The sequence below is a fragment of the Microlunatus phosphovorus NM-1 genome, from assembly GCF_000270245.1.
Classification (GTDB): Bacteria; Actinomycetota; Actinomycetes; order Propionibacteriales; family Propionibacteriaceae; genus Microlunatus; species Microlunatus phosphovorus.
Genome location: NC_015635.1, coordinates 1,941,639 through 1,954,264 on the forward strand (window position 1 = coordinate 1,941,639; position 12,626 = coordinate 1,954,264).

Consider the following 12,626-nt stretch of genomic DNA (forward strand, 5'->3'; position numbering starts at 1 on the left):
AAGGAGACTTGCCTGCACCCGCCTCTACCAACGACCGCCCAGATCCCGCATCGACTTCGCACCATTTACTGCGACTGCGCACCACGCCCACCTGATGCGCAGAAGACGTAGTTGGTGCGAAGTCGGAATCGGGCGGGCACGAAATGGTGCGAAGTCGGAATCGGGTGGGCACGAAATGGTGCGGCGTTGAGAGGTACGGATGCGGAGTTGCGGGCCAGGTCGGTGGCATTCGCCGGCGAGGTAATGAACCGGTCAGCGGCGCACAGCGATGATCACCGAGGTGTCCTCGGCGACCATGACGTCCACGCTGGTGAAGCGTTCGTCGGCCAGCCAGTCCTGGCGCAGCACGTCCACCCGGCCGGCTGACAGCGGGGGCCAGCTGGCGCAGGGGGTGAAGTCGTCCAGCACGATCATGCCGCCGGTGTCCACCAGGTCGACGATCTGCTCCCGAGGGAACTTCGCGGCGCTTCCGGCGTCGAGGAAGACCAGTGAGAACGGGCCGTGCTGGCCGAGTTCGGCCCAGTCGGCATGGATGACGTCGATGTCGTCGTCGGAGAACATGTCCATCACGCAGTGGGCGAGTTCGGGATCGAGCTCGGCGGTGATCACTCGGGTGTCCTTCGGTGCCCCGCTGCGCAACCAGGCGGCGCCCACGCCGCAGCCGGTGCCAGCCTCGGCGATCGTCCCGCTGCGTGTGGCGGCCAGCGTGGCCAACAGCCGGCCGGTTTCGGTTCGCGAGGCCTGTACGTAGCCGCGGTGCAGTGACATCCGCAGCGCACGAATGACCAGCTCAGGCAGCTCGGGAGGGGCACTCACCCCGCCAGTGTGCGGGACCGCGGCGGGCTCATGGGCACGATCGTCCAGCATGTGGAAAGAAGGTGAAAATGCCAGGGCGTCCAATAGTCGGATGTCCTAGCATTCCTGTTGTCCACCTGACCTCGACCTCGAGAAAGAACCGCCATGTACGAGATGTATCCCGACGATTGGGCAGCCACCCCGCAGCCCTCGACGACCGCGGAGCAGCCGCGTCGCCGGGCGCGCCGCGCGCACTCGGTCACCCCGTCGATTCTCGTACCGGACGAGGTAGGTCAGGTCGAAGAGCCCCGGTCCGCCGACCAGGACTGATCTGAACCGCCAGCACCCACCCAGGTGGCAGGGAGCCGACTTCCTGGCGAGCGGCCGCGTGCGTAGCGCCCTCAGGCGCGGAGCTCGCAGCGAGTCAGACCAGCGCAGCGGCGCCGACTTTTGGTCCGAAATCCACCTGTGACGGGGTTTTCGGACCAAAAGTCCGGGCTGGCGAGTCAGGCAATTCAGACCAGCGCAGCGATGGCGTCGCCGACTGCCGCGGTCGGACGGTGGCCGGTCCGTGCGGACAGGTCGGCCAGCACGGCCTGCTCCACTCGGGCCGCCTCGTCGTGCATGCCGAGGTGGTCCAGCAGCAGTGCCACCGAGGAGATCGTGGCTGTGGGATCGGCGATCTGCTTACCGGCGATGTCGGGAGCCGAGCCGTGGATGGGCTCGAACATCGACGGGAAGGCTCCGGTCGGGTTGATGTTGCCGCTCGCGGCCAAGCCGATGCCACCGGTCACCGCGGCGGCGAGGTCGGTGAGGATGTCGCCGAACAGGTTGTCGGTGACGATCACGTCGAACCGGGCGGGATCGGTGACCAAGAAGATGGTGGCGGCATCGACATGCAGATAGTCAGTGGTGACACCGGGATACTCGGCGGCCACCTCGGCGAAGACCCGCTTCCACAGCCCGCCGGCGTTCACCAGCACGTTGTGCTTGTGCACCAGGGTGACCTTGTTGCGGCGCCGGGTGGCGCGCTCAAAGGCATCCCGGACCACGCGCTCGACGCCGTACGCGGTGTTGACGCTGACCTCGTTGGCGATCTCGGCCGGCGTGCCGGCGCGCACCACGCCACCGTTGCCGCAGTAGAGACCCTCGGTGCCCTCGCGTACCACCACGAAGTCGATCTCGCCCTTCGCCACCACCTCGGGCGACAGGGGAGTGACCGAGCCCGGGTAGAGCTTGCTGGGTCGCAGGTTCACGGCATGATCGAACGCAAAGCGCAGCTTGAGGAGCAGACCCCGCTCCAACAGACCGCTGGGGATGTCCGTGGCGCCGGGTGCGGCGCCGACCGCGCCGAGCAGGATCGCGTCGGCCGTGGCCAGTTCGGTCAGCACCGAGTCCGGCAGCACCTCGCCGGTGCGCTGCCAGCGGCTGGCGCCCAAGTCATAGTGCGTGGTGGTGACCACGCCGGGGCCCGTCACCGCGTCGAGGACCTTCAGTCCCTCGGCGACGACCTCGGGTCCGATTCCGTCCCCGCCGATGACGGCGAGATTCACGGCTTTTCCATTCGTCGATGCGGTCACCGGCGCATCGTAGCCACGCCCGGCGACCACGCCCGGGCCGTCTCAGGAGGTGCGTTAACGTGACCACTGTGTTTGCCTGTCGCGCTCCGCGCTCCGTGTCCACGGAGCTTCGCGGATCTCACTCGTTCGTCGTGATTTCACGCGACGCAGTGCTGCCTTACCAGAGTGGGCATGTCGCGCAGAAACGCTCGTGCACTCCTGAGAGGCTACGCCCGTGACCCTGACCAACCGACTGGCGCTCGAGTTCGAGCAGCGCAAGAACCCTCATCCCCGCTCCGCGAGTGAGCGTGCCGCGATCCTCGACAACCCCGGGTTCGGCACCAATTTCACCGATCACATGGCGGTGGCGACCTGGACGCTGGCCGACGGTTGGCACGATGCGGCGGTGGTGCCGTACGGGCCGTTCGCGCTCGACCCGGCGACCGCCGTGCTGCACTATGCGCAGGAGATCTTCGAGGGACTGAAGGCATACCGGCATGCCGATGACAGTGTCTGGCTGTTTCGTCCGGAACAGAACGCGGCCCGATTCGCTCGCTCGGCGAAGCGGCTCGCGCTGCCGGAGTTGGCCACCGAGGATTTCATCGGCAGCATCGAGGCGCTGGTTGCCGCCGATGTCGATTGGGTGCCCTCCGGAGGGGAGAAGACCCTCTACCTGCGGCCGTTCATGTTCGCCTCCGAGGCGTTCCTCGGGGTCCGGGCCGCGCATCGGGTGACCTACTGCTGCATCGCCAGCCCGGCCGGCTCCTACTTCTCCTCCGGGGTGAAGCCGGTCAAGATCTGGATCTCCACCACGTACACCCGGGCTGCTCCAGGGGGCACCGGGGCGGCCAAGTGCGGCGGCAACTACGCGGCCAGCCTGATCGCTCAGCAGGAGGCCGCCGAGCACGGCTGCGAGCAGGTGATGTTCGCCGACGCTGCTGAGCACACCTGGCTGGAGGAACTGGGTGGGATGAACGTCTATCTGATCACCGATGACGGCGAGATCATCACCCCCGAGCTGACCGGCTCGATCCTGGAAGGGGTCACCCGCGACTCGATCCTGACCTTGGCGGCGGAATGGGGTCTGACTCCGGTCGAGCGGCGGATCGGCGTCGCCGAGACGCTGGAAGGGCTGTTGTCCGGGAAGATCACCGAGATGTTCGCCTGCGGTACCGCCGCTGTGGTCACGCCGATCGCCTCATTGCACAACGACGAGGGTGATGTCGTGGTCGGCACCGGCGAGACCGGCGAGACGACGGCTGCGATTCGCAAGGCGCTGATGGACATCCAGTACGGGCGGACCGAGGACACGCACGGCTGGCTCAAGCGCATCATCTGAACCCGAAGGCTGGGCAGATCGAGTCGAGTCGCCGGACTGGGCTGCTCGGTCAGCGGTTGAAAGGTGCGCAGATGTAGCTTCGTGCCGCTGAAGCTACATCTAGGCACCACTCGAATCGCAGACGGATGGTCAGGTCGCCGCGCTGCCGGCTGGCTCCGCGAGTTCGGCAGGCGCTCGAGGCGACGCGCGTCGCGCCAGTGCTGCCCATGGTCGGTCCAGACAACTGCGCTGGTGGGAGGCGAGTTCGGCGGTGGAATCCGAAGGTGCCGAGCGGTGATCCACACCGGCAGCAGCGCGTACCGCGACTTCGTAGCGGGCGAACCAGGTGCTCGCGTCGGCGAGGTGGTGGGGTTGGCACGGTGCGGCGTGGGAATGGGCTGCCCGGACCAGTCTCGGATCCCACAGGTCGTGCAGGCATCGGTACGCGACGCGCCTGGGCGTGAGTCCCCGGACGCAGAGCACGTCTCCGTGCGCCGTGCTGAGCAAGAGGCCGCATCGCCAGATGATGGCGAACTCGTCCTGACCGGCCATGGTGTAGCGGCTCGGAAGCTCGGGATTCGCTGGTCGCTCGCGGGTGAGTCCCAGTGCGACCAGGAGGTTGCCCGCAGGATGGACCACATCGCGACCCATGAGCCAGAACTGGACGTCGAGGAGGTCGATGAACTGCTCCTCGAGACATTCTCGGTCGGCGACCAACCGCCTCACCGTGGTCAGGACGGGCGGCCGTAGCGGCGCTGGAACTTCTCCACCTGACCGGCTGCGTCCAGGATCCGGGACTTGCCCGTGTAGAAGGGATGGCTGGCGGAGGAGACCTCGACATCGATCACCGCGTAGGTCCGGCCATCACTCCATTCGATGGTTTGGTCTGACGTCATCGTCGAGCGGGTCAGGAACGCCAGATCGGCTGACTTGTCGCGGAAGACGACGGGCTCGTAGCGGGGGTGGATGTCCTTCTTCATGAGCATGCCTCTCGATTCGACGGGCGGAACGACGCATCTGGAACATAATGACAGTCATTTTCATTTATAGCTATACTGGCACGCGTGTCTCAACGTTGTCAGGTCACCGGCGCGCAGCCGGGCTTCGGTCACCATGTCTCCCACTCCCACCGGCGGACCAATCGCCGTTTCGATGTCAACATCCAGCGCAAGACCTACTGGGTGCCGTCACTACGGCGTTCGGTCCGGCTGCGGGTGAGTGCTCGCGGCATCAAGATCATCGATCAGCGGGGGATCGATGCCGTGGTGGCTGACATCCTCCGCCGCGACGGGAGGCTGTGATGGCCCGCCGCCTGGAGAACCGGCCGATCGTGAAGCTCCGCTCCACTGCCGGCACCGGCTACACCTACGTCACCCGCAAGAACCGCCGGAACAACCCGGAGCGGTTGGTGCTGCGCAAATACGACCCGGTGATCCGCCGGCATGTCGACTTTCGTGAGGAACGCTGAACGATGGCCAAAACCAGCAAGATCGTCAAGAACAACCAGCGGCGCGAGATCGTCGCCCGCTATGCCGAGCGTCGGCAGGCCCTCCGTATGGTGCTCAGGGACAGCCAAGCAACCCAGCAGGAGCGCGAGGCCGCGCAGGCAGCGCTGGCCAAGCTCCCGCGTGACGCGAGTCCCACTCGGCTGCGCAATCGGGACATCGTGGACGGTCGGCCGCGCGGCTATCTCCGCAAGGCCGGGATCAGTCGCATCCGTTTCCGCGAGATGGCCCACCGGGGCGAACTGCCCGGCATCACGAAGGCGAGTTGGTGATGGCGGTTCCGAAGCGGCGTATGTCGCGCAGCAACACCCGGCACCGCCGGGCCCGTTGGCAGGCGGCCCCGATAGCCCTGGTCCCGGTACGGATCCGCGGCGTGGTCTACAAGGTGCCGCGTCGGCTCGTCCGCGCCTACCGGACCGGCGTGCTGCCTCCACCGGAGGGAGGCCGATCATGATCATCCGCGTATCGGCGTCGAGTGCCCTCGGGATTCGGGAGCAGGACGCGGCACTGGCCGGGCTGGCGCAGCATCGTCCACGTCTGGTGGTGATCCGCTACACCCAGCAGCCAGGGTCAGCGGTGGCGATCCCGTCCGCAGAGCGGGAGATCAGCCAGCACGGACTGCGCCTGGACACCAGTCAGATCACGGCTCCGACAGGCTGCCTGAGCTGTGCGATCGTCGATGACTTGAGCCGGCTGCTGCCCGATCTGGCCGGTACCGATTGGGCGCGCGACATCCTGGTCGTGCTGCCGCTGGGAGTGAGCGCCCACACGGTGCTCGACGGGTGTGCCGCGATCGACCCGGCCTCGCTGGCGCCTCTCGGACTGACGATCGGCACCGTTGCGGTCGCGCTCGATGCGGCCGGTCTGGAGGACCAACTCTGGGCAGCGGAGACCCTGGCGGACGCGCACATCGCGGTCGCCGAGGACGATCTGAGCCTCGGCGAGTTCCTGGTAGGGGAGTTGCTGCTCGCCGACACCTATGTCTTGGCGAATCCGAGCGATGAGCCTGGCCTGGAGGTGATCAGCGAAGACGTGATCGCCGGTGTGGAGCTGGCACGCCACATTGCGCCGCAGAGCCGTGCGACGGCCGTGGGTGGCGGCCTGCTGGCTCGGTTCTCCAGACCGGAGCTTGCGGATACCTTCGACGAATACGAATCCACGGTCCGTGCCGAACTGGGTGCGGTGGCGGTGCCGGTCCGCAGCGCGGGGGAGGTGGTCGCCAGCCATGTGGTCCGGATCGAGCGTCCGCTGCACCCCGGCCGGCTCGCCGTCGCCATGCACACGGTCGCGGCGGGCTGTGTCTGGTCGCGGGGCTTCCTGTGGGTGGCCTCGATGCCGTCCCGGAGAGTCGGGTGGATCGGAGTCGGGCCGAACGTGAGCTTCGGTGACGCGGGTGGCTGGCTGGCTGACGGGGCCGAGCGCTTTCGGCTGGACAGTCTCGCCTTGCTGACCTGGCATTCCGAGTACGGCGATCGCGGCAGCATGTTGGCCTTCACGGCCCGTGACTTGGATGCTCCCGGCATCGAGTCGGCGTTGCAGGCGTGCGCATTGACCGATGCCGAGTTGGCGCTCGGGCTGGAGCATTGGGCTACTCAGCCCGATCCGCTCGAGTTGCGATCCTCGTTCGACCATGTCCACGAACTCGACAACGAACCCCACCACGAGAAGGAATGACGATGAAGGTCCGCAACTCACTACGCGCGCTGAAGAAGAAGCCGGGTGCTCAGGTCGTACGACGGCGTGGCCGAGTGTTCGTGATCAACAAGCGGGAGCCGCGGTTCAAGGCCCGTCAGGGCTGAGCCTGCGCCGCGTTACCGCTCGTCGGAGGACTGCAGAGCCGGGTCTGCCACGGCATGGCCGACCCGGCGAGGGACCAGCAGCCCGGCCGCGAACGCACCGACCAGCACCAGCCCCCAGACGATCGCGGCCACTGTTCCGCCGACCAGGATCGGGAAGTTCCACACCGAGATCGCCAGCACCAGCAGCAGACCGATCCCGCCGAGCACCGCGGAAGCAATCACCCGAGTGGTCGAGGCGCCCTGAGCGGCGCCGCGCAGCTTGGAGCCGTACGCGATGACTGCGACGCTGGTCAGCGTCATCATCACGATGACGCCGAGCGCCCCGGCGCCGGAATACCAGGTGTAGATCTGCAGCACCGGATCAAGTTGCACCACCGCCGACACGACCACGATGGCCGAGGTCACCGCGCTCACGCACAGCGACGCCCGGGAGGGGGCCCGGTGCCGTCGATGCACTTCGGCCAGGCTCGCGGGCAGCACCGAGCGCTGGCCGAGGGTGAACAGATAGCGGGTGACGATGTTGTGGAAGGCGAGCATGCAGGCGAACATGCTGGTCACCACGAGGACCTGCACGATGTCGGCCATGATCGGCGCGACGACCTCGCCGGCCAGTTTGATCACCACCTGATCGGGACTGTCGGTCGCGGCGGCGACCGCCTGGTGCGCGCCCAACCCATCGATGATCAACCAGGATGAGAAGAAGTACAGGGTGCCGATCGAAAGCACCGCGATATAGGTGGCCCGCGGCACGGTGCGGTCCGGATCGCGGGCCTCGTTGCGGAACACCGCCGTGGCCTCGAAGCCGAAGAACCCGAGGAAGGCGAACAGCAGGCCCAACCCGGGCGCGCCCGAGAGTGCCTCTGCCGGGCTGAACGCGGCGGTGGTCAGTTCACGGCCGGAGAAGATGACGCCCAGGTCGATGGCCACCACGGTGAGCACCTCGAGCACCAACGCAACACCCAGCACCTTGGCGGACAGGTCGATGTCGCGATAGCCCAGCAGGCCGACGATCACCAGCATGACGGCCGAGATCAGCCACCACGGCAGACTGGCGCCGGTCCAGAGCTCGATCAGGTTGCCGGTCTGTACCCCGAGATAGCAGGTCATCGAGACGGTGAGCAGCACGTACGAGAGCAGCGCGATCGACGCGGCACCCAGGCCGGGCCGGCGACCGAGACCGCGATCGATGTAGGCGTAGAACGCGCCGGCATCGGGGACGTGCGGGGTCATCCAGGCGTACCCGACCGAGAACAGCAGCAGGATCACGGTAGCGACCAGGATCATCAGGGGCGCCCCGACCGACTCGGAGACGGTGATGATGATCGGGAAGTTGGCCGCCACGACCGTGACCGGCGCGGCCGCGGCGACCACCATGAAGACGATGCCGATCACTCCGAGACCGCGATGCAGATCCGCGTCCGGCGCTGCGGTGGTGGTCGCGCGGGAGTCGTTGGTCACTGGGTGCCTTTCGTCGAGACGTCGGTGGGGCGCCGGCCGCGGCCGTCAGTTGACGCGGATGGCGACCGCGGTGCCGTGGGCGGGCAGGTCCTCGGCGTTGGCGAGGTTCACCACGTGCGCCGCGACCTCGTTGAGCGCCGCCTCGTCGTACTCGATCAGGTGGACTCCGCGGAGGAACGTCTGGACTGACAGGCCGCTGGAGTGGGTGGCCGCGCCGCCGGTCGGCAGCACGTGGTTGGATCCGGCGCAGTAGTCGCCGAGCGAGACCGGGGCGAAGTCCCCGACGAAGATCGCCCCGGCGCTGGTGACCCGGCGGGCCACGGCAGCGGCGTCCCGGGTGTGGATCTCCAGGTGCTCGGCGGCGTACGCGTCGACCACCCGCAGTCCGGTGTCCAGATCGTCGACGATCAGGATCGCCGACTGCTGTCCGCCGAGTGCCTCGGTGATCCGCTCGGTGTGCTTGGCCGCGGCGACCTGGGTCTCCAGCGCCACGGAGACGGCCGCTGCCAGTTCGGGACTGGTGGTGACCAGCACGGAGGCGGCGATGACGTCATGCTCGGCCTGGCTGATCAGGTCGGCGGCCACCCACTCGGCGTTGGCGCTGTCATCGGCCAGGATCGCGATCTCGGTGGGCCCGGCCTCGGAGTCGATGCCGATGACCCCGCGCAGGGCGCGCTTGGCTGCGGCGACCCAGATGTTGCCAGGGCCGGTGACCATGGCGACCGGGCGGCAGATCCAGTCTCGGTCGGCGTTGCGGACTCCGTACGCGAATGCCGCCACCGCCTGGGCGCCGCCCATCGCGTACACCTCGTCGACGCCCAGCAGCTCGGCGGCGGCCAGGATGGTCGGGTGCGGCCAGCCGTCGTTGTCGGCCTGGGGTGGGGAGGCGATGGCGAGCGAACCGACACCGGCCTCTTGGGCGGCGACCACGTTCATCACGACCGAGCTCGGGTAGACGGCGCGGCCGCCCGGCACATACAGCCCGACCCGCTCGACGGGCAGCCAGCGCTCGGTCACCCGGGCACCGTTGCCGAGCACCGTGGTGTGCTCCTCGCGACGCTGATCGGCGTGCACCAACCGGGCGCGTCGGATGGACTCGGCCAAAGCGGCGCGGACCTCGGGATCCAGGCTGGACAGCGCTTCGTTCAAGACGTCGGCCGGCACCCGTAGCGCCGGCGGCCGGATCCCGTCGAACGCCTCCGCGTACTCGTTCAGCGCCTCGACGCCACGAGTGCGGACGGCCTCGATGATCGGCTGCACCTTGGTCAGGGCGGCGTCGACGTTCAGTCCGGCGCGAGGGACGACGTCCTCGAGCTCGAAACTGGTGCCGCGCAGATCGCGAACGGTGATCATCGTGCTCCCTTTCGGTGGGGTTCGGGACTCGCCTGGCTCTGCGGCAGCCGTGGCGTCCCTGGTCACGTCGGCGATCTGGCTCCGAGATCTGACTTTGACCAAATGTTCAATTTGAACAAGTGTCAAAGTCGCGGGCGGGATTGTCAAGACCCGATGGCATGATGATCGGGTGGGACGCGACGGAGCACAGACCAGTCGCCGCGTCTTGGATGCCGTCGGGCGGATCGTCGCTGCGCGTGGCCTGGAGGGCATCCGGATCCGCGAGATCGCGGCCGAGGCTGAGCTGTCACCGGGTTCGGTGCTCTACCACTTTCCCGATCACAGCCAGCTGCTCTATGCCGTGCACGTCGACACGGTGCGCCGCTATGTCGAGGGCCGGGCTGCTGCGGCGGCGGTCACCGATGCCACTACCGACGCTGCTCAGCGACTGCTGGCGGTGATGCGCGCCGGCGTACCGCCGTGGGCCAACGAGCACGTCATCCGGCTGCTCTACGGGCTGCACGATCTGGCCCGGCGGAGCCAGGAGCACGCCGATCTGCTCACCGAGCTGTGGCGGGACGAGCAGGCGTTGTACGTGGAGATCATCCGGGCTGGGATGGCGGACGGGATCTTCGCGGTGGACGGGACGCCGGAGGAGGTGGCCGCCGGTCTGCTGGCGCTGGAGGACGGGCTGGTGCTGCACCGGATCAGCAACAACTCCGAGATCTCCAGCGACCGGGCGGTCGCCGTCTTCGCCGGCATTGCCGCCGAACAGCTGAGTTGTCCGCGCCTCGCCGAGTACGCCGCCGGCTGATGCTCTTGCTCGGTTACCCTTCCGAGGATGCTCATCGTCGAGAACCTGTTCTTGCTGCTGATGGATGCCGATGGCGACCGGCCGTGCCGGGGATGCCTCGTCTGACAGGGTTCAATGCCGCGCTCATCGCCGACCTTCAGCTCGCCGGACGGGTTCAGGTGCGGCGACGCCTGGACGCGGTGCTGGACCATCCGACCGCCAGCGGATCTGCCCTGATTCGGACGGTGCGGAACCTGCGCCTCGCCACCCCGACGATCCCCGGCAACACCTGGGGAGTCGTCTGACCTACCCGGACGGCTGCCCGGCACGGCCGCGTGGAGCCAGGTTGGCGGCCGAGACGGCGAGCACGGAGAGGGCGATCAGCGCCAGGGTCGGCGCGAGCACCGCCCAAGGGGCGCGTTCCACGTACGGCATTCCCTCGCCCAGGATGAGTCCCCACTCTGGCTGGGGTGGCTGCGGACCCAGGCCGAGGAACCCCAGCCCGGCGATGGCCAGCGCGATCCCGGGCAGCCGGAGCATCGCGTGCCGGGTCACCGGACCGAGCACGGCCGGCAGCACGTAGGACAGCAGCACGCTGGCGGCGCCGACCCCCAGCACCGGAGCGATGCGTACGTGCGGTTGGCCTCGGGTCTCTTCGGCCAGCGCGGCGGTGTGCGCGGCCAACGGAGCCCAGCAGGTGAGGGCCACCGCGATCGCGGCACCGACCAGGCTGCCGCCGGCGACCGCCGCAACAAGCAGCCCCGCGATCACCGGTGGCATCGCGTTGGTCACCTCGATCGGGCCCGCGCCGATCCGCGGCACCAGCCCGACCACCAGACCGATCAGCAGGCAGACGAAGACCACCACCAGAGCAGCGGTCACCGTGGTCACCACCCCGTGCGACACCCGTGCCAACAGATCCCGGCCGGAGGCATCGGCACCCAGCGGAGCGGCGGCGCTGGGCGGGGCGAGCCGGGGGAGCGTCGAGGCGTAGGGGTCTCGACTGATGCCGGCGATCACCAAGCCGATCAGCAACGCGGTCATGACGCCCGGCACGATCCAGGCCGTCCGACCCGAGGCAGTCCGCGGCGCCGAGGCCGGCAGTTGACCGGCCGCAAGCGCCGGGCCGAGCAGCCATCGGCGGGCGAGTGCACCCGCACCGCCCAGTAGCAAGGCGATGACCATCAGCAGCAGAATGCCGACCTGCAGAGTCGGCAGATCCTGGGCCACGGCCGCGCCGAGTGTGGCCCGGCCCAGTCCGGGGATCGCGAAGACCCGCTCGACCGCCACCGCGCCGCCCAACAACCCAACCAGGGTGAGGGCCAGCTGGCTGGTGATCGAGGGCACCGTCCGGCGGACCGCAGCGAGCACGATCGCGGCGGAGGAGTACCCGGCCACCTGCCAGGTGACCACCCACGGCTCGGCGAAGGTGGTCGCCAGTCCATCGGCGAGCAGTCTGCCCATCAGCCCACCGGCCGGTAGTCCCATCGCGAGGGCGGGCAGGATGGCGTACTGCAGGCCCTCCCAGCCGTACGGCGGCAGCCAGCCGAGACCAACCGCGACCACGACCAACAGCGCCGTGGCGAGCAGGAACTCCGGCAGCGCTGTCAACGCCACCGCGCCCATGCCCGAGGTCCGGGCATCCTTGCCTGCCAGGCCGCGCCGGATGGTCGGGATGCACATCAGCCCGGCGACCACGAGGGCGACCAGGGCGGCGAACACCATCAGCGTGAGCGATACCCCCAGCGCGGTGAGCATGCCGGGCAATACCGGCCGACCCGAGACCCAAGACAGACCGGCGTCGCCCCGCAGCAGCCCGGCCAGCCAGCGACCGAACATGGTGACCGGTCCGGCATCCAGCCCGAGCTGGGTGCGGATCGCCTCGAGAGCTTCCGGGGTGGCCTCCTGCTCGGCCGAACGGGCCCGCAGGATGGTCCGGGCCGGATCGGCGCCGGACAGCCACGGCAATGCGCCGATCAGCACGATCACCGCGGCCGTGGTGAGGACGCGGGAGCCGGCCGTGATCAGCCCGGGCCACCGCTGCAACGTCGCGATCACCGACGGTCC

17 protein-coding genes are annotated in these 12,626 nt (G+C 68.4%); 10 read left to right on the forward strand and 7 right to left on the reverse strand.

Annotation, left to right across the window (positions count from 1 at the left end; all coding sequences use genetic code 11):
- Positions 1-252 precede the first annotated feature (252 nt).
- Positions 253-816 (reverse strand): O-methyltransferase, encoded by a 564-nt coding sequence (locus MLP_RS08775; RefSeq protein WP_013862699.1) that lies wholly within the window; start codon positions 814-816, stop codon positions 253-255.
- Between the two features lie 144 nt (positions 817-960).
- Here MLP_RS08775 and MLP_RS27940 point away from each other — a divergent pair, with 144 nt between their 5' ends.
- Positions 961-1,125 (forward strand): hypothetical protein, encoded by a 165-nt coding sequence (locus MLP_RS27940; protein ID WP_013862700.1) that lies wholly within the window; start codon positions 961-963, stop codon positions 1,123-1,125.
- A gap of 185 nt (positions 1,126-1,310) precedes the next feature.
- Here MLP_RS27940 and MLP_RS08780 read toward each other — a convergent pair whose 3' ends face one another.
- Positions 1,311-2,375, reverse strand: a complete 1,065-nt coding sequence (locus MLP_RS08780) for a 3-isopropylmalate dehydrogenase (RefSeq protein WP_041791742.1) — start codon at positions 2,373-2,375, stop codon at positions 1,311-1,313.
- 214 nt (positions 2,376-2,589) lie between these two features.
- Between MLP_RS08780 and MLP_RS08785 the strand changes: the two genes are divergently transcribed.
- Positions 2,590-3,693 carry a branched-chain amino acid aminotransferase gene (locus MLP_RS08785; RefSeq protein ID WP_013862702.1) on the forward strand — a complete coding sequence of 368 codons (1,104 nt, stop codon included), beginning with the start codon at positions 2,590-2,592 and terminating at the stop codon, positions 3,691-3,693.
- Between the two features lie 129 nt (positions 3,694-3,822).
- Here MLP_RS08785 and MLP_RS08790 read toward each other — a convergent pair whose 3' ends face one another.
- A complete protein-coding gene (locus MLP_RS08790) occupies positions 3,823-4,389 on the reverse strand; it encodes a hypothetical protein (RefSeq protein WP_156821095.1) in 567 nt (188 codons plus the stop codon).
- Between the two features lie 14 nt (positions 4,390-4,403).
- Positions 4,404-4,652, reverse strand: a complete 249-nt coding sequence (locus MLP_RS08795) for a type B 50S ribosomal protein L31 (protein ID WP_041791747.1) — start codon at positions 4,650-4,652, stop codon at positions 4,404-4,406.
- Positions 4,653-4,736: 84 nt separating this feature from the next.
- Between MLP_RS08795 and rpmB the strand changes: the two genes are divergently transcribed.
- From rpmB to ykgO, 6 genes are read left to right on the forward strand one after another with little or no spacing between them, the layout of a single operon-like run.
- The gene (rpmB, locus tag MLP_RS08800) at positions 4,737-4,973 is read left to right on the forward strand and encodes a 50S ribosomal protein L28 (protein ID WP_013862705.1); all 237 of its coding nucleotides are present in this window, start codon (positions 4,737-4,739) and stop codon (positions 4,971-4,973) included.
- Positions 4,973-5,140 carry a 50S ribosomal protein L33 gene (gene rpmG, locus MLP_RS08805; protein ID WP_041789891.1) on the forward strand — a complete coding sequence of 56 codons (168 nt, stop codon included), beginning with the start codon at positions 4,973-4,975 and terminating at the stop codon, positions 5,138-5,140. Before rpmB ends, rpmG begins: the two co-directional genes overlap by 1 nt.
- 3 nt (positions 5,141-5,143) lie before the next feature.
- Positions 5,144-5,449, forward strand: a complete 306-nt coding sequence (gene rpsN / locus MLP_RS08810; RefSeq protein WP_013862707.1) for a 30S ribosomal protein S14 — start codon at positions 5,144-5,146, stop codon at positions 5,447-5,449.
- Positions 5,449-5,631, forward strand: coding sequence for a 50S ribosomal protein L32 (rpmF, locus tag MLP_RS08815; protein ID WP_013862708.1), 183 nt, complete (start codon positions 5,449-5,451; stop codon positions 5,629-5,631). The genes rpsN and rpmF overlap by 1 nt, the downstream gene beginning before the upstream one ends.
- The gene (locus MLP_RS08820) at positions 5,628-6,851 is read left to right on the forward strand and encodes a CobW family GTP-binding protein (RefSeq protein WP_013862709.1); all 1,224 of its coding nucleotides are present in this window, start codon (positions 5,628-5,630) and stop codon (positions 6,849-6,851) included. The genes rpmF and MLP_RS08820 overlap by 4 nt, the downstream gene beginning before the upstream one ends.
- Positions 6,852-6,853: 2 nt before the next feature.
- Complete coding sequence (gene ykgO, locus MLP_RS08825) at positions 6,854-6,976, forward strand: type B 50S ribosomal protein L36 (protein ID WP_013862710.1); 123 nt, start codon at positions 6,854-6,856, stop codon at positions 6,974-6,976.
- 12 nt (positions 6,977-6,988) lie between these two features.
- Here the strand turns inward: ykgO and MLP_RS08830 are convergent, their stop codons facing one another.
- Together MLP_RS08830 and hisD are read right to left on the reverse strand one after the other, a co-directional pair.
- The gene (locus MLP_RS08830) at positions 6,989-8,434 is read right to left on the reverse strand and encodes an APC family permease (protein WP_013862711.1); all 1,446 of its coding nucleotides are present in this window, start codon (positions 8,432-8,434) and stop codon (positions 6,989-6,991) included.
- 45 nt (positions 8,435-8,479) lie between these two features.
- Positions 8,480-9,787: a histidinol dehydrogenase gene (gene hisD, locus MLP_RS08835; protein ID WP_013862712.1), complete on the reverse strand. Its 1,308-nt coding sequence runs from the start codon at positions 9,785-9,787 to the stop codon at positions 8,480-8,482.
- Positions 9,788-9,956: 169 nt separating this feature from the next.
- Between hisD and MLP_RS08840 the strand changes: the two genes are divergently transcribed.
- Positions 9,957-10,580 carry a TetR/AcrR family transcriptional regulator gene (locus MLP_RS08840; protein ID WP_013862713.1) on the forward strand — a complete coding sequence of 208 codons (624 nt, stop codon included), beginning with the start codon at positions 9,957-9,959 and terminating at the stop codon, positions 10,578-10,580.
- Between the two features lie 92 nt (positions 10,581-10,672).
- Positions 10,673-10,864: a hypothetical protein gene (locus MLP_RS08845; protein WP_041789893.1), complete on the forward strand. Its 192-nt coding sequence runs from the start codon at positions 10,673-10,675 to the stop codon at positions 10,862-10,864.
- A 1-nt stretch (position 10,865) separates the two neighbouring features.
- Here MLP_RS08845 and MLP_RS08850 read toward each other — a convergent pair whose 3' ends face one another.
- Positions 10,866-12,617 carry an ABC transporter permease subunit gene (locus tag MLP_RS08850; RefSeq protein ID WP_197536524.1) on the reverse strand — a complete coding sequence of 584 codons (1,752 nt, stop codon included), beginning with the start codon at positions 12,615-12,617 and terminating at the stop codon, positions 10,866-10,868.
- Positions 12,618-12,626: the final 9 nt, after the last annotated feature.